Here is a 17,226-nt window from a genome sequence, read left to right as displayed (position 1 = left end):
GCGGGAATCAAATGGGTGATGGGCTTGCTGACTCCCGTGGGAGCCTTCATAAAAGCAGCCATGGCGATCATCGATGTCGTGAAGTTCTTCATCCAGCGGGCCGCACAGATCATGGAGCTGGTGAAAGCCTTCACCAACAGCATCAAAGCCACTGCCAGCGGAAATGTAGGTGCGGTAGCCAAATCTATTGAAAATGCCTTAGGGAGATCAATCCCTGTATTGATCGGCTTTTTAGCTGCGTTGTTGAATTNCAAAGCCACTGCCAGCGGAAATGTAGGTGCGGTAGCCAAATCTATTGAAAATGCCTTAGGGAGATCAATCCCTGTATTGATCGGCTTTTTAGCTGCGTTGTTGAATTTTGGTGGACTGACGGATAAGGTTTTGGGAGTAATCCGGAAAATCAGGCAGCGTATTGAGAATACCATTGTCAAGTTCTGGAATTTTGTGAAGGGGAAGGCAGGAAAGTTATTGAGTAAGATTGCGATTGCTAATAAGGATAAAAAAGACAAAGTTAAAAAAGAGGAAGAAAACCGTACGCAGGAAGAAATGAAACATGACTTGCATAAGGGAATTTCGGAGGGGACAAAACTTCTGAAAGACAAAAGTCTTGATAAAAAGGAAATCCAAAAACGATTAGATGTATTGGAAGAAACTTATGATTTGAAGGAACTTAAGATTGTTACAACTAAAGTAGATAAAGAAGGAAAGGAAACATCTCACATTAAAGGAGAAGTAAATCCGAAAGAGGAGGTACCGACGTAGAAAGAGAAAATGACAGAGCGCCTAAACGGGGAGATCATATTTTCAATTTGGGATTAGGCAAATCTTTTAGATCCTTAGCTTCAATAACCGCTAGTCAATCGCAATTATCGAATAGTTTTGCAAAAGCAGCAAATGTTGTTGATGCTGACGAATTTCATGTGACCGTTAAAAAAGTAGAACAGAGAAGTAGTGCGGGTGATTTTAATTCACAAAAGTTTGGGGCTACCAAAGCCAGATTAGAAGACAGAATGGTCGACTTTATAGAAGCTGTAAACCATAATAAACCTACAAATCCTTCAGCTATAAAAAGCTTAATAAAAGATCTGATAGAAAGTGCTGTAGATCATGATGCGATAAACTATCTTAATACAAAAGAGAAACAGCAAGCTCAAAATGGCAAAAATAAATTGCAGGAAATTAAACAAGATCTTGTTAAAACTATTATAGCCGTAGAATCTAAGGATGAAAAAGATTCGGGTCAAAGATGTGGAAGTAGCTAAACATGAGTTAAAAACAGCCATTAAAGAAACCCAGGAACTTTTAGACGGAAAAGAAATCTCAAGAATCATGAGAATAAACGAACTGGAAGCTCTGAAACAAAAAATCGACGAAGTAAAACGATTGAAGGGAATATCTTTGGATGAAGCAAAATATTATTTAGATGAAGCTAGAAAAGGATTAAAAGAAGTTGAACATTACCCAATATACAATAAAGATGATAAGGAATTGATAATTATTCAAATACATGAAAGAATGGAAGATGTTAATAAAGCAAAAAGTTTAATTTTAAAACAAAAACCAAATTAATGATACATACAGATAAAGGATTGATAGGTATTTTAAACAACATGCCAATTACAATAACGAATAATCGCATAACTAAGTGGAGTTTGAAAGAGGAAACAAAGATCAAAGAAATAAGTTACTCTTTAAAAGAGAATTTAGATAATTATGATGTTAGAAACAAAGACGGACGCGTATTTGTAACCGATTTACAAAATGCAGATTTGTATTGCTTAGAAGACGATTTAAATATACATAAGATTGTATTTGAAGACCGATACGAAGATAGAAAAGTTCCTAAAACTTACCTTTTTAAAAATCTTAATCCAGAAGAAGTAATTATATATACAAGAGATGGAAATGGCTATTACTTATTAAACTTAAAAGGTTTTAAACTTACTGAATATTCCTCTATTTTGGTTTTAAAAAATAATATGCTTTCTTTTAGTAGAATTTATAGTTTTCTTATAGGATATTATAATACTTTATTCATAACTAATGATAGTGAAATGGTATTGTATCATCAATTTAACTATGATGAAACAAAGAGTGAAATAGGCATTTATCTTTCTGAAGAAGAAAAAGTGATTAGTCACTTTGATGCGCCGGAACCCATAGATCGTGTTAATTTTTATACTAATTTAATAGACACTTATAACACAGGAGCATACAGTAACATAAAAGGTTGTCTGATAGCAGATAAAATTGTGTTGTGTTATCAGCATATGCTGTATGTATTTGATTACGAAGGTAAGGTACTAAGAACAAGGCCAGCTAAAGAGAACAGCAGATATTGGGGATTGGAAAAACTAAACGAAAACCAAGTCCTTATAGCTGAACTAGATCCCGATGATCCAGAGAAAATGTTTGTTTTTGAATATGATATATTGTAAAAATAAAACATTGCCAGCGGAAATGTAGATGTAGTAGCCAAAGCGATTGAAAATGCCTTGGGAAGAGCTGTTCCTGTGCTGATTGGCTTTTTAGCTGCATTGCTGAATCTTGGTGGACTGACGGATAAGGTTTTGGGAGTAATCCGGAAAATCAGGCAGCGTATTGAGAATGCCATTGTGAAGTTCTGGAATTTTGTGAAGGGAAGGCGAAAGGATTGCTTGGGAAGATTACAGTGGCCGGTTTATAGAACTTTGGGGAAAATTTAAGTTCAATGTTTATTGATGACAGTAAAATAAAATACTATGAGAATATGGAGCTGATCTATACCATAAAAATAATTACTGAATTTCTGTTAATAAATTATTAGAAATGCCAAAGAATGAATCAGTAAGACATTTATGTCCTCTTAAAAAATAACCCTTTGAAAAAATTATAAAAGGCTATCTTAGATAATGAGATGGCTTTTTTAATTTAGGACTAGAAAAATTAACATACTTAAAAAAAACTGGAGTTATAGTCCGGGTTTCTTTGTTCAGGTAAACATACAATCAGACTTTTTACAATTTTGATATTTTTCATTACAGGACACAGTAAATATTCTGTTAGGCAAAAATCTAACTACGCATCCGGATAGGTTTCCACAAGCTGCTGCAACTACTGAATGCAGCAGGCAAAAAGCTTGGGTAAGAACGGAAAAAAGATCAATTTTGAACGCTGAAATTAAGTGTTTAGTCATCTGATTATGAAACCGTAAGAATTGCTGAAGCTACTGAAAAAATTTTGGAAACTTTTACAGAATTCGAGTAAATGATTTAAAACTATTGCGTGCGCAGAAAAAGGGTTTCAGAATAAGCATGCGTAAACATAAAGATTTAAAATATAAAGGTATATGGAAAACAACAAATTATCAACAAGAGAGGAGCTGAAAACCTATTTTGAAACAGACAAACATCCTACGCAGGGCCAGTTTGGGGAGCTGATAGATTCCTATTGGCATAAACAGGATAATATTCCAAGAGAAAAAATCGAAGATCTGGAAGGCTTATCATTAAAATATGATCTGAAATGGTCTCCCACCGACCGTAAACTTTCATTGTCAGACTCCAAAGGTAAGCTGGTTTCGGAGATTTCCTTACAGACGTTAGATGATGAAGGTACGGATTTGAGGTACAACACGGAAACCGCTTCATTAGAGCTTTATAATGTCGATAATAAGCTGCTGGACAGTATTCCGGTAGCAGACTTCGTGAAAAATGTGGGTGTACAGTTATCGCTGAATGCTAATAGCTTACAGTTAAAGGACAGCCGGGGTAGCGTACTATCGGGTATTGCCTTTACCGTGTCCAACATTGGCGGTCTGCAGGCATTGCTGGATAATAAAGTGGATAAAACAGTAACTCTCAATACGGCTTATCCCCTGCAGGGCGGAGGCAATTTGCAGTCTGATAAATCATTGAGTATTTTACAGGCCAATACAAATACCTCCGGATATCTCAGCAATACAGACTGGAATACATTCAACAACAAGTTTGATAAACCCGCCCTCACAGCCAACTATCTTGGAAGATGGAGCGGCTCCGCATTTACCAACAGCATCCTTCAGGATAACGGTACAAGCTTGGGAATTGGAAGCAATAATTACAGCAATATTGTATGGTCTGTAGATTCTACCAGTAAAGCAGCTCTTATTGCACCGAGAATGACCCAGGCACAGCGACTTTCTATCATATTGGGGACGGCACAGACCGGTGCGATGGTCTATCAGACGGACGGTTCTGCGGGATATTATTTATGGAACGGAAGTTCATGGCAGTCTTTAGGCGGAGCCAATATCGCTACGGCAGACTTAACGAATATCCAGGCAAGGGCTTTTACCCAGAATGCGAATTTTACCTGGGATACCTCTGGAAACCCCTATTATTTAAAAGGTTTAAAGGATACGGGAAGCGATTTTACCAATTATCCTAAAGTACTCAGGGTAGATCCCAACACAAAACAGGTCGTAGAAGGGGATGCTTTAGTAGTCTCAATCCCGGATACCTTACCGAATCCCGCTACCCCTACGTCACAAACCTTAAATATCGTTCACACTTACACAAACAGTCCGACGGCATTGGATACCAATGTGGAGGATTTAAACAGATTTATTATGAATATTGGAAATTTAGAATTTACAGATTTAACTGTAAAAGATTGGAATTTAGTAAATGCAAATCCTAATACTGGTGCTGTAATGACAGCTTCTAATGGAATATCTTTGAAATGCAATGCTCCTGAGTCCTTTTCTACTGGAGAAGTTATGGCATGTGCCTATCCTAATCTAGTGCTTCCGGCTAAGAAAAACTGGGTATTTAAAATAGGATCATCATTTGGACACGGTTCATCCTATGATAACAATCAGGGTATTGTAGGTATTACTCAAAGCTCGGCAACTGATAATGTAGGCATTTTAAGTGGGTTCTTATCAAGTCTATCCACCGGAACATGGATAGATAATAATAATGTTAATTTTATAGAACAGGGTTATGATAGTACTCCTGCAAATTATAAAATAACGGCAACAGATTCTATCCTTATATTTACTAAAGTAGGTAATATACTTAATATTACGGTTAGGGCAGCTAATTCGGTTAAAACTTTTAATACCGACGTAACAGGTGTTAATTCCTTTAAACCATTGGTTATGTTAAAACGCTTTGGGCGTAATAATAGTGTTGGTTGTAGAACTGATTTTGGAACTTATTATATAGAAGCTTAAAAATCAAATCTCCTGATAGAACCGTTAAAAATTAAAACAAAAATATAACCTCTATGGAAAACAACAAATTACCCACACGGGAGGAACTGAAAACCTATTTCGAAACCGATAAAGTCCCTACCCAGAATCAGTTTGCGGCAGTTATCGATGCCTTAAAACATAAAGACGATATCCCGACCAATAGAGAAGTCGCAATTCTAGCCAACAGCTTGGCATCAATCAATAATACATACATTAATTATAATGGATATAATCTCGATAGAAAATTCTTGATTTCATTAGGATCAAAAGGTGAAAAGGAAGAAATAGTTAATGTAGAAAATTATAATGGATCTCAACAGAAAAAATATTTTTTAGGCAGTGCTCCGTATACGGTTAAAGTCATAGATTTTCCAAATGACGGATTGGCAGAAGGAGAATACTATTATCTGACTTTTGCTGTTGACCAGAAGACCGTCGTGAATAAGTTATTTGGAAACAATCTTCCGGTAATTCCTGCTGATTTTGAGTTGGCAAACTCTGATGCCAAATGGTTTTCTCTTCAGATAAACCGACAATATATAGGACGAACGATAAATATTATAAAAACAAATATTAAGTTTATTAATAATACCGGGGAAAATATTCAATATAAGGCCGACGGAAGTTATATTTTTTACCAATACACAGCAAAAGATTTGGATGTTAATCTTTATGATGTATGGGATTATTTAAACTTTTATTATAAGGCAGACCTTAGAAAAAGTAATAAAAATGTACAGTGTAGCATTTATAATGCGGAAAATAATAGTCTTTTAACGACCAGTTATATGTACGCCGGACAGAATAGTGAAACTTGGGGTAACCAAACGTATGGAATAAGAAATTTAAGAATCGAATGTAATTATTTTTAAAAAGAAGAACAATGCAACTAAAAATATTTGAATTGAATCAACATCTCAGGACGCTTACTCCTCTTGAAGTAATGGCGACCGATATCACCATTCTCAACGGAATCGTAAAAGGCGAACCCGTTTATAAAAAAGGGAAGAAAATAAGTGCAGGCTATTTTCTGGATAAAAAACAGACCATACTTGCCATCGAGAAAACCTTTTCTGATGAATTGGATGAAAATGGTTATTTAACCGGCTCGAACATACTTATCAAATGGTTTGATGTCCATGGAAATCCCGTATTGACCAAGCCCGTTTTTGTGCCGTTCTCCATTGCAGAAAGTGCCGAAATGATCACCAAAAGACGGAAACGGGTAATTAATTATCTGCAGGAAGCAGGTATAAGGTTCGGCGTAAAGCAGTACATCGATTTTCTCTTCAATCACTATTCTGGCTATCAGAAATCAGGAGTGATCAAAAACCTTATCAATGGCTTTATTGAAAACGGTTCAGCCGAACTGCAGCAGGCAGTGATCAGTGAAGACAATCCGGAAGTATTGCAGATCCTTAATCATACATTACCGAATGGAGAAACCATGAAAGATTCGCTTCTTTACCAGATTACATAAAAATAAGCAAAACAATGGCCTCAGAACAATTACAAAAACTCTTTACCCATCTGGAAGATGTCATTATATGGCGTATAGGTAACCCTTCGGAAGATTTTACCGGAATGCCTGCATTCAGCATCAGCGATTACGAAGGTTTTCCTTTGGGAAATTACATTTCAGAAAAAAAACTTACCCATCAGGAAGTCATCATTCTCCTCGCTGCTTTGTTGCCACGGCTGGATCCGTCGTTATTAAAACGTATTTATAAGGAATATTCCGACAGTCCGCTGTTTGATTTCTGTTCCCTCAATGATAACGGAAGACTTTTTTACCCGACCATTCAGGCAGTTCAGTATATTTTAGGTGGTGAAAGCATATCGGAGCGTTTAAAAGCACTGGACTATTTCAATCCGGATGCCGTTTTGATCAGGCATGAGATTATTGTATTTTCCGGTTCAGGCAATGAGTACCTGCCCGCAAACAGCCTTATCAGTGTTCATAAAGAAACTTTCAATGCCATGATGTTAGGATGGGAACTGCTGCCGAAAATGAGCGGTGACTTTCCGGCAGAACAGCTTCAAACCGGTAGGTCATGGACGGATCTTATTTTGCCGCAGAAAACGCTGGATGAGCTTCAGAGCATCGAATCCTGGTACGGCAGCAGCCGGATTCTCATGGAAGATTGGGGTATGCAGAAAAAACTCAAGCCGGGCTTCCGGGTGCTGTTTTACGGTGACCCGGGAACAGGAAAAACCCTTGCGGCCAGTCTTTTGGGAAAATACACCGGCCGGCCGGTATTTAGAGTAGACGTCTCTATGCTGGTTTCAAAATACATCGGGGAAACGGAAAAACAGCTGGCTAAGTTATTCGACAAAGCGGAAAACAAAAACTGGATTCTCTTCTTTGATGAAGCAGATGCCATTTTCGGTAAACGGACCAGTGTAAAAGATGCCCATGATAAATACGCCAATCAGGAAGTATCTTATCTGCTGCAGCGGATAGAAACGTTTTCAGGGCTTATCATTCTCGCTTCCAACTTTAAAAACAATATGGACCAGGCCTTCAGCAGGCGCTTTCACAGTTGTATCAAATTCAGCAATCCGAAACATGAGGAGCGGCTGCGTATCTGGCAGCAGAATCTGCCTGTGCAGTTGCATCTGGAAGATATCAATCTGGAACAGATCGCTAAAAGATACGAACTTACCGGTTCAAACATTATGAATGTAATACAGGATGTCAGCTTAAAAGCCATCTCATCTGAAAAACAGGATTACAAAGTTAATATCGACATGTTGCTCGAAAGCATCAAAAAAGAGTATATAAAAGAAGACAAAATATTTACATAAATTCAATATTCCCTGATACCCAATCATTAACCAATACCAGACTTTAACAGCATCATTTCAATGCTGTTTTTTTATGGAATATTGAGAAAAACAATATTATTGAATTTATTCTCCGGATTAGTGAAATGAAAGTAAAGATTCAAGAGATAATAAAGGTTTTAAAGGAATTTCCTTTAACTGAATAACAAATAATATCATTTCATATTAAAGATTACCACTACTGTTGACAAAAAAACTTCCGGCATCCGGCTTTCCTTTTCCAGTCTCTCAATCAGCAGATCAACAGTAATCTGTACTCTCCGTCATTTTCAACCGGAGCCCTGTGAACACACGGTAAAACCTGCTGCTGCGGATGATCTACCGCCAGCCGCCAAAGATGGCCGGTTCCCAGGTTGGTAGGTTGAGCGCCGGGGTTCGGTTGATAATGAAGGTCGAAAAAGCATTCCTTTAGAAAATCTTCAAACTCGCTTTCCGGACCGTCGTGCAGCTCTTTCAGCTTTTCGCGGATCTCCGGAATCAGGATTTTCTGAGTTACCTTCGCATTCGGAATAATATCACTGGACGCGCCGTCATACGTGCATAAAAACGTATCGGTTCCGATGGACGAACGGTCTACATGATAAGAATATACATCAGTAGAAAAAAAATCTAGTTCTTCATCCCGTTCATAACACTTTAACAGATTAAGAGTGGGCAGAGCTCCAAAATCCGTCAACAGCTGAAGGTCGCTCAGAATAATTTCCCTCGCAATATTACCTTGTTTTGAAAGCGACAATGCAAGAAGATCATTGATGGAAACTTCAGTGATGTTCTCTTTTAACGGAAGCTTGGATACAATTTCCTTAAAATCACCTTCAAGATCCCTTTGCCAGCAAAGCGCATTCACCCTTCCCTGGAATTCCGTACCCACCAGTTCGGAAAATCCGGAAACCACACCCACCTGCGAATTATCGGAAAATAAATTTTCGGAAAATGACTTCATGATTCAAAATTATCCGCAAAGATAATAAACAACAGGTGGTTATCCATCATTTAAAATAACAGCATCATCACCATCGTAATCAACAGGATAAATCTATGAATTAAAAACACCCCATCAAGCTCCAAAGGGACGACTTACCATAGAATCGGATGCAATCTGATGAATTCACATGAGATTATAAAACGTAAGAATACAAGCCCCAACGGGGCAACTTACCATAGAATCGGGCAAGGCCCGATACATCAGACACAAAAAGGTTGAGAGATAAATTGAAAAGAGAACAGGCAAAACCCAGAAAAACCATAACAAAAAACACAATAAACCGGGCCCGTCATCCTTCAATGCAAATCCGCATCCATTTTACCACAGCTATGATTTCAGTCATAAAAATCGTACATTTACGTCTGTGGTATCAAGATTGATGATAAAATACCATCCGAAATCCTAAAAAATATGAAAGCCGGCATTCTCGAACATAATCCTGTAAAGAAAATAGAAATCGTCAGGGCAAAAGACCATCAAAGCTTTTCCTGTACGGATGAGGTTTCGGTGGAGGAACCGTTGGAAATCCGGGTTTCTTATTTGGAGGATGGACAGAAACTAAAGAAAAATATATCCGTGACGATGCGTACGCCGGGAAATGATGCCGAGCTGGCAGCAGGATTCTTATTCACGGAAGGAATCATTTCAGAGCAAAGTCAAATAAAACAGATATACTATCAGAAGGAAGTCTGTTCCCGGAACAGTGGAAATATCATCACAGTTGAACTTGCCGAAGGTTATATTCCTCAGCTTATGAATGCTGACCGTAATTTTTACACTACCTCCAGCTGTGGCGTATGCGGAAAAGGCTCCATTGAATCGATAAAAACCGTGAGCACTTTTCGGAATGATGAAAGACCACCACAAAGTATTTCCGTGGAGACAATTTATCAGTTAGCGGAAAAACTGCGGACTTTTCAGAATAATTTCAGCGCGACCGGCGGCATCCATGCTTCCGGGCTTTTTGATGGGAAAGGTAATCTTTTGGCTTTACGGGAAGACGTAGGCAGGCACAATGCTCTGGATAAACTGATAGGAAATACACTGCTTTCAGGACAGCTGCCACTGCGGGAACATATTTTGGTTCTGAGCGGCAGAGCCAGCTTTGAGCTGATCCAAAAGGCGGCCATGGCGGGAATTGATGTGGTAGCTGCGATTGGGGCACCTTCAAGCTTAGCCGTAGATTTGGCAAAAGAATTTGATATAACGCTATTAGGATTTCTCCGGGACAACCGGTTTAATATCTACCATACAAGCAGTCAAATTCAAATTTTAATGCAATAAATTAAATGTAAGATATCACTTTCATATTTAAGAAAAGGAATAAAATAATGATAAAAGCATTTAAAATATTATACATCAAATGTCCGCTTCTCCAAATCAGTTTGCTTCCCTCTTTGCTAGCTATAATATATAACCATTTAAATAAGTCTTTGCGTCAATGAAAAGCAGCAGTAACAAAGCCGGAGTTTAAAATTAAAGTGAACTTTCCCTAGAAAATATAAAATTGAATTAAATCAATGAAAATCAGAATAAAAGACAACAGCATACGCTTTCGCCTCACCCAATCCGAAGTAGCGGAACTTGGCAAAACAGGAATCATCTCCGGACAAACTGAATTCCCAGATCAAACATTTACCTATGCCATCGAAAGAACAGAAGACGGTCCTCTCTCGGCAGCATTTGCTGAAAATAGAATGGTCCTTATGATGCCGGCAGCTATGGTCAGCGAGTGGGTTTCAACCGGCCGGGTAGGATTCGACGGGCAGTCCGGAAAAATTAAAATACTGGTCGAAAAAGACTTTGTATGCCTGGACAACACCCTGGAAGACCAAAGTGACAATTACCCCAATCCCAACGCCAAATGCTGATATTACCTTCAATCACAACCATATGGAGAATAAACGAATCAATACCGATACAGATCTCAAAAACGGAAAATCACCCATAGCGGAAACTCCCTTTACCTTGAGGAACCTGAAACTGAGATCGCCCGAAAAATGGGCGGCGGGCGTTCCGGCGGTCATGCATTCCATAGAACAGCTGGTGCGTGATGCGTCTATCCTGAGGGGTGGAAGAGCATTATTCAGCATGAACCAGTTTGACGGTTTCGACTGTCCGAGCTGTGCCTGGCCGGATCCCGATGACGACCGTTCCAGAATTGCCGAATATTGCGAAAACGGAGCCAAAGCCCTTGCGGAGGAAGCCACTTCCAAAAAGATCGCTGCGGATTTCTTCAGGAAAAATTCGGTATACGATTTGTCGAAAATGACAGATTACCAGATCAGCCAGTTGGGAAGGATTACCGAACCGATGTACCTTCCGAAAGGCGGAACCCATTATCAGCCGATCAGTTGGGATGATGCTTTCACTAAAATTGCTGAAAAGCTCAACGGGCTGCATTCCCCGGATGAAGCCATGTTTTACACTTCCGGACGCACCAGCAATGAGGCTACCTGGGTGTACCAGCTCTTCGGACGGGAATTTGGGACCAATAATTTCCCCGATTGTTCAAATATGTGCCACGAAACCTCCGGTTACGCATTGACCCGCTGTATCGGATTCGGAAAAGGCTCGGTAAAGCTGGAAGATTTTTATGAGTCCGATCTCATCATCATCATGGGCCAGAATCCCGGGACCAATTCCCCGAGAATGCTTTCTGCATTAACGAAAGGAAAGAAAAACGGCGCAAAGATCATGGCCGTTAATCCGCTTCCGGAAGCCGGACTTATGGGATTCAGGGACCCTCAGAAACCTCTGGCACTCATCAGCAAACCTTTTGAACTGTCCGATCTTTATCTGCCGGTTAAAATCAACGGCGATATGGCCTTATTAAAGGCTTTGCAGCTCCTGCTTCTGGAAGAGGAAGAAAAAAATCCCGGGAAAGTTCTTGATCATAATTTCATTGCCGAAAAAACAGCCGGCTTTGAAGCTTTAACGGAAGAACTGAAACGGTATGACCTCCAATTCCTGGCGGAAGAATCTGGAATCCCGGTTGAACAACTAAAAGAAGCCGCACAGATGATCGCCACTAAGAAACGGATTATCATCTGCTGGGGAATGGGCATTACGCAGCAGCACAATGGCGTCGATATGATCTACAATATCGTCAACCTTTTGCTGATGAAAGGAAGCATCGGAATCAAAGGCGGCGGTGTGTGTCCGGTCCGCGGACACAGCAACGTGCAGGGAAATAGGACCTTACTGATAAATCATAAGCCCACCGACGAACAATTGGATGCCCTGGAAAAATTTTACGGATTCAAACCGCCGAGAGAAGGAGGGTATGATGTCGTAAAAGCCATTAAAGCCATGCATGACGGGAAGATAAAATTCATGTTCTGCATGGGTGGAAACCTGCTTTCGGCTGCTCCGGATACAACGTATACCGCAGAAGCGATGCGAAAGCTTGAAATGTCGGTCATGGTTTCCATAAAGCTGAACCGCGGTCACCTTATCCATGGAGAAGAAGCCCTTATTTTACCGGTGATTTCGCGGAGTGAAAAAGATATTGTCAATGGGGAATTGCAGCACATCAGCACGGAAAATTCCATGGGCGTGGTAGAGTGGTCCAGGGGAGTATTGGAACCGATCTCAGAACACCTGATCAATGAAACCCATGTCGTATGCAGAATGGCAAAAGCCGTCCTGGGTGATCGTTCCGTTATCGATTGGGACCGCTTTATGAACAGCTATGATGCCATCCGCGATGATGTCTCCCAATGCATTCCCGGATTTGAAAATTATAACGAACGGGTAGTCCAAAAAGGAGGGTTCTATCTTCCGAATGGGCCTCGCGACGGAAAATTCAGCAGTGAACATGTTCCGGGAAAGGCATCATTTAACATTACTCCGGTTCCCGACAATTCCCTGGCGGATGACGAGTATCTGATGGCCACCACCCGTACCCACGACCAGTTCAATACCGTGGTCTACGGACTGGACGACCGTTACCGTGGGATTTTCAATGAACGAAGGATTGTCATGATGAACGAAAAAGATATCGAAAAAGCAGGACTCAAAGAAGGGGATAAGGTAGACCTGTTCAATTACGACGACGGTATCGAACGGATTGCGCCTTTGTTTATCATAGTTACATATAAAATTCCGCAGAAAAGCACTATGACCTATTTCCCGGAAACGAATGTCCTGGTATCCATCAACAACGTCGTCGACGGTGCCAACATGCCTGCCTCAAAATATGTCCGCATCAAAATCAAAAAGCACAACCCCGACATTTACCGGAAAGTCGACGATCATATCATCGCCGCTACCGGAACCAACCCGGGATAAAATATTCTTCAATGCACGGATAATTTCGTGCATTGAGTTTTGTAAATAAACTAGAAAAATCCTTCGATAGCAAAAGCAGCTGCAAAGCAGCGTGAAATAAAACGTCTGCTTCATCAATCAGCTCGCTGATTCCTTCTTTGCTCCCTAAAAACTATCCACAGAGAAGCAAAATCTTTGCGTTAAAAAAATATGCATAATCTGCAAAATCTACATGCGCTATCCTGCCTTTTAAAGGGAACATATCTGGATTTGAAATAAAAGATTTTAAAACAATAAAGCCATACTCTGTAGGAGTAAAATCTGTGTAGGATAAATTTAAATCATCGAAAAAGCACGCCATAGGTGCTATCTGATTTTCAACATAAATGATGCAGAATCTATTTAAAGAAGATAGAACTCCTTTGGAATTCTACTGCAATTCTGATTATTGTAAGCTACACAGATATTAAACACGATTCTAAATTAATAATCAAAAAAATAAGCGTACGCTTCATCAGATCAGCTTGCTGATTCCTTCTTTTGCTCCCTTAAAAATATCCACATAGAGAATAAAATCTTTGTGTTAAAAGAAATCTGCGTAATCTGCAAAATCTGTGTGTGATAACACTAAATTCACCGGGAATTCTCTATCATCTGCTGAATTTCCACCCTCTCTTCCGGCGTATTCACATTCTTCAAAACATTTGGATCTTCTGGCTTCAACATTAGAATATCATTGTCCATCAAAAATTTCCTTGGCGAAAGGCTCCCGGTTTTAATAAAATCCATCAGCAGCGGAAAACTCTTCGGCTCCCAAATGGCCGCCAACGGCTCCGGACCTCCGTCCGCCGGACTTTCGTAAGTTGTAGCCACCTTCTCAGGATTTCTTTGCTGAACAAGAAAAGCCAGTGCCTTTTTATCAAGCAGCGGTAGATCGCAGGCCACCACCATCCACGCTATATCCCTGTTGAAATCCAGTGCCGATAAAATCCCGCCAAGCGGGCCGAATTCCGTAAATCCATCGGGAAGAGCTAAATAGCTTCCATCTATGTTTTTTAGCTGATCTTGGCGGCAGGAAATAAACACTCCGTCGCAAAACGGAGCCAGCAGGTCGGCCATGGCATATTGCTGTTCTTTTCCGTGCCATTGGATCTTTTCTTTGGCGACTCCCATCCGGGAGCTTTTGCCGCCGGCCAGTACAAGACCGTTGAGTAAAAATGGAGTAGGAGCGTTGGGGAAAATCATTGGATCGGGTTTCATTTACTTTTCTTACATGCACATCCTCCGCCATTATCGTTTAACATTCACCGTAACGGCATTAACTTTTAATTTTCGGAATTTCATCGGTAAGATTATCAAAGATAAAAAAAAATGGGCATTCCCATCGACTGGTTTGAAGGAACTTAACCGGACAACCGGTAGCACAAATCAGGAGCAGGAAAACTGCGGGCCCCGATAAGTCGTATATACAAATAAGTAGCCCGCTTATCTTCCTCACTTTCATTGGCGCTGCTTTAGAAATCATTTGTTCAATTTTTTAATCCCTATCTTATGGCTTTATTCATTTTCATCATCATACACTGGTATACCTCGCTTTTTTTCCAGTCGGTGTTTCATCACCGCTACGCGGCACATAACCTCTTTACCATGTCGAAATTCTGGGAACGGGTCTTCTACCTCGGATGCTTTATCACCCAAGGTTCTTCATATATCAGCGCTTATACCTATGGCCTGATGCACCGTTTGCACCACGCCCATACCGATAAACCCGAAGATCCCCATTCGCCCCACAACGATCCGAATCCTTTTCTCATGATGTGGACGACACGGACCAACTATTTCCACCTCTACATCGGTAAGACCGATGCGCCCGAAAAGTATAAAAAGAACCTTCCGGACTGGGAAAGCTTCGACCGTTTTGCCCACAACTACATCACCCGATTGATCTGGATTGGCGTTTATATTGCCATTTATGCCCTGCTGGCAACGGCGTGGTGGCAGTGGCTCTTTCTGCCCGCAACCATCATCATGGGATCCCTTCAGGGAATGGCCGTCAACTGGTGGGCCCACAAATTCGGGTATGAAAACTATCAGATGACCAATACCTCCAAAAACATTCTTCCTGTTGATTTTCTTTTCTGGGGTGAAGCCTATCACAACAACCATCACATGCATCCCCAGAGACCGAACAATGCGTCCCGCTGGTTCGAGTGGGACATGGGTTTCCAGACCATGCGGATGCTTCATAAGCTGAGGATTATCCGCATTAGGAATACCGCCTGAAACTAAATCAAATAACTTCAATCTAAAAATACCCGCCAATAAAAATTCCCCTCCTTTGGAGGGGTGGCGAAAATTCCAAAGGAATTTTTGACGGGGTGGTTTAAAGCAGAATCCTGTAAACAAAACACTTAGGCTACTTCATTATGGTTGTTGTGTCGACTCTCCGATTTCTGCTAAAAATCTAAAAGCGAATCTTTCCTTGCTGTTCGCATATACGATGTCGGGATTCCTGTGGAATTCGAAGATTCGATGCAGTCAGTGACAGACAGAGTGTTGAATTTCCGTGAACATTTTTAAAAATCTTCGACTTTTAATCTCATGTGTTCTAAAAATATGCGCAAAATTTTAAATCTTTCTTTGTGACTTATGTGTTAAAGCAAAGCGCTTTCATTTGTGAAAATCCGTGCAGATCTGTGGAAGATTTTCATCCGCTAAAGTTTAAAAAATCTTTGATTTTAATCTTATGTGTCCTAAAATACACGGGCTTCGACTGCGCTTAGCCACCAGGAAATTAAATCTGATATGACTCATGTACTAAAAATGAGCGCAATCATCCGTGGAAATCCGTGCAGATCTGTGGAAGATTTTCGTCCGCTAAAGTTTTAAAAATCTTTGATTTTTAATCTCATGTGTTCTAAAAATATGCGCAAAATTTTAGATCTTTCTTTGTAACTTATGTGTTAAAATAAAGTGCTTTCATCTGTGAAAATCCATGGTATAAAATCCCACCGAAATCAAAACAAAACACGATCATCTGGACATCTCCCATTTTTAACAGCTTTTAACCTAAGTTTGCACCATTCTTGTAAGATCACACCCATCACCAAAATAGAATATTATGTCAGAAAAAAAATTAGCCGGGATCTGGATGGACAAAGAGAAAGCCATCGTCGTTAAAAACCATGATGCGCAGAATGCCTTTAAGTTTTTCCTGTGCAGCCCGGTAAAAGCCGAGATCCAGCATGGAAACTCCAGCGAAAATGCCGGCAACAACGCCGAACAGACCAATCGCGTCAAATACTTCAAGGAAATCGAGCACCTGCTGATCAACTCCCAGGAAGTATTGATCATCGGGCCGGGAACCGTACAGGAAGAATTCAAGCATTACCTGGAAGAAACCCCACAGTTCAAAAACCTCAAGATCCAACTGGATACCGCCCAGCAGATGAGCGATGAGCAGGTCCTGGAAAAAGTAAAGGAACATTTCAACGCGTAAATTTTATCAACAGTAACAAAATAAAACCTCCGGATGTCTTAGCATGCGGAGGTTTTATATTTAGAATGTTAAGAAATAACATATAATAAAAACACCTGAAAAACTTATGACAAACGGCAGAATTCAAAAGTGAAACTTTCCATAAATATAAACATTCGTGAAAATCTGTACGGATCTGCTGGAGATATTTTTAACCACAAAAGTCACAAAAGATTATTATGCTGTATAATAAAGCTAAATGCCGATTGCTGAATAAGCGTACAAAAGCTTAAAGAATCGAAGATTTTTATATTTTTTCATTGAGCATTGAAAAGAACGGCAACTTTCGGTGGCTGAGGTGAATCGAAGCCACGTCATCATTACTTTATTTCCATAGTCCACTCCTTTTGTCATTTCGAAGAAATC

15 protein-coding genes are annotated in these 17,226 nt (G+C 40.1%); 13 read left to right on the top strand and 2 right to left on the bottom strand.

Going from position 1 to position 17,226, the window contains the following annotated elements; translation table 11 throughout:
• Nucleotides 1-809 precede the first annotated feature (809 nt).
• From ACED20_RS20665 to ACED20_RS20630, 8 genes are all read left to right on the top strand, one after another.
• Complete coding sequence (locus tag ACED20_RS20665) at nucleotides 810-1,262, top strand: hypothetical protein (RefSeq protein ID WP_294239738.1); 453 nt, start codon at nucleotides 810-812, stop codon at nucleotides 1,260-1,262.
• Nucleotides 1,249-1,569, top strand: a complete 321-nt coding sequence (locus tag ACED20_RS20660) for a hypothetical protein (RefSeq protein ID WP_378106620.1) — start codon at nucleotides 1,249-1,251, stop codon at nucleotides 1,567-1,569. The genes ACED20_RS20665 and ACED20_RS20660 overlap by 14 nt, the downstream gene beginning before the upstream one ends.
• Nucleotides 1,569-2,438, top strand: a complete 870-nt coding sequence (locus tag ACED20_RS20655) for a hypothetical protein (RefSeq protein ID WP_294321197.1) — start codon at nucleotides 1,569-1,571, stop codon at nucleotides 2,436-2,438. Before ACED20_RS20660 ends, ACED20_RS20655 begins: the two co-directional genes overlap by 1 nt.
• Before the next feature lie 57 nt (nucleotides 2,439-2,495).
• Nucleotides 2,496-2,705 carry a hypothetical protein gene (locus ACED20_RS20650; protein ID WP_378106616.1) on the top strand — a complete coding sequence of 70 codons (210 nt, stop codon included), beginning with the start codon at nucleotides 2,496-2,498 and terminating at the stop codon, nucleotides 2,703-2,705.
• A 623-nt stretch (nucleotides 2,706-3,328) separates the two neighbouring features.
• Nucleotides 3,329-5,197 carry a hypothetical protein gene (locus ACED20_RS20645; RefSeq protein WP_295220268.1) on the top strand — a complete coding sequence of 623 codons (1,869 nt, stop codon included), beginning with the start codon at nucleotides 3,329-3,331 and terminating at the stop codon, nucleotides 5,195-5,197.
• A gap of 53 nt (nucleotides 5,198-5,250) precedes the next feature.
• Complete coding sequence (locus tag ACED20_RS20640; RefSeq protein WP_294232123.1) at nucleotides 5,251-6,090, top strand: hypothetical protein; 840 nt, start codon at nucleotides 5,251-5,253, stop codon at nucleotides 6,088-6,090.
• A gap of 32 nt (nucleotides 6,091-6,122) precedes the next feature.
• Nucleotides 6,123-6,698, top strand: a complete 576-nt coding sequence (locus ACED20_RS20635) for a hypothetical protein (protein ID WP_378106613.1) — start codon at nucleotides 6,123-6,125, stop codon at nucleotides 6,696-6,698.
• A 14-nt stretch (nucleotides 6,699-6,712) separates the two neighbouring features.
• Nucleotides 6,713-8,026 (top strand): ATP-binding protein, encoded by a 1,314-nt coding sequence (locus ACED20_RS20630; RefSeq protein ID WP_294239724.1) that lies wholly within the window; start codon nucleotides 6,713-6,715, stop codon nucleotides 8,024-8,026.
• A 271-nt stretch (nucleotides 8,027-8,297) separates the two neighbouring features.
• Here the strand turns inward: ACED20_RS20630 and ACED20_RS20625 are convergent, their stop codons facing one another.
• A complete protein-coding gene (locus tag ACED20_RS20625; RefSeq protein ID WP_294232115.1) occupies nucleotides 8,298-9,008 on the bottom strand; it encodes a DUF1826 domain-containing protein in 711 nt (236 codons plus the stop codon).
• A gap of 453 nt (nucleotides 9,009-9,461) precedes the next feature.
• Between ACED20_RS20625 and fdhD the strand changes: the two genes are divergently transcribed.
• The 3 genes from fdhD to ACED20_RS20610 all read left to right on the top strand — a co-directional run bounded on the left by fdhD (nucleotide 9,462) and on the right by ACED20_RS20610 (nucleotide 13,343).
• On the top strand, nucleotides 9,462-10,334 hold the full coding sequence (gene fdhD / locus ACED20_RS20620; RefSeq protein ID WP_294225964.1) for a formate dehydrogenase accessory sulfurtransferase FdhD: 873 nt from the start codon (nucleotides 9,462-9,464) through the stop codon (nucleotides 10,332-10,334).
• A gap of 236 nt (nucleotides 10,335-10,570) precedes the next feature.
• Nucleotides 10,571-10,921, top strand: a complete 351-nt coding sequence (locus ACED20_RS20615) for a DUF7009 family protein (protein WP_294239721.1) — start codon at nucleotides 10,571-10,573, stop codon at nucleotides 10,919-10,921.
• Between the two features lie 22 nt (nucleotides 10,922-10,943).
• Complete coding sequence (locus ACED20_RS20610) at nucleotides 10,944-13,343, top strand: FdhF/YdeP family oxidoreductase (protein ID WP_378106609.1); 2,400 nt, start codon at nucleotides 10,944-10,946, stop codon at nucleotides 13,341-13,343.
• Between the two features lie 612 nt (nucleotides 13,344-13,955).
• On the opposite strand, the gene ACED20_RS20605 is transcribed toward ACED20_RS20610, so the two are convergent.
• Nucleotides 13,956-14,582, bottom strand: a complete 627-nt coding sequence (locus ACED20_RS20605; protein WP_378106607.1) for an NTP transferase domain-containing protein — start codon at nucleotides 14,580-14,582, stop codon at nucleotides 13,956-13,958.
• A 291-nt stretch (nucleotides 14,583-14,873) separates the two neighbouring features.
• Here ACED20_RS20605 and ACED20_RS20600 point away from each other — a divergent pair, with 291 nt between their 5' ends.
• Together ACED20_RS20600 and ACED20_RS20595 are read left to right on the top strand one after the other, a co-directional pair.
• The gene (locus ACED20_RS20600) at nucleotides 14,874-15,605 is read left to right on the top strand and encodes an acyl-CoA desaturase (protein ID WP_378106606.1); all 732 of its coding nucleotides are present in this window, start codon (nucleotides 14,874-14,876) and stop codon (nucleotides 15,603-15,605) included.
• Nucleotides 15,606-16,443: 838 nt separating this feature from the next.
• Entirely contained in the window at nucleotides 16,444-16,821 is a 378-nt protein-coding gene (locus ACED20_RS20595) for a hypothetical protein (protein WP_294225978.1), read from the top strand.
• The last annotated feature ends 405 nt before the right edge of the window (nucleotides 16,822-17,226 follow it).

It is taken from the genome of Chryseobacterium sp. sg2396 (genome assembly GCF_042610505.1).
Classification (GTDB): Bacteria; Bacteroidota; Bacteroidia; order Flavobacteriales; family Weeksellaceae; genus Chryseobacterium.
This window is presented reverse-complemented; position numbering and strand designations above follow the sequence as displayed.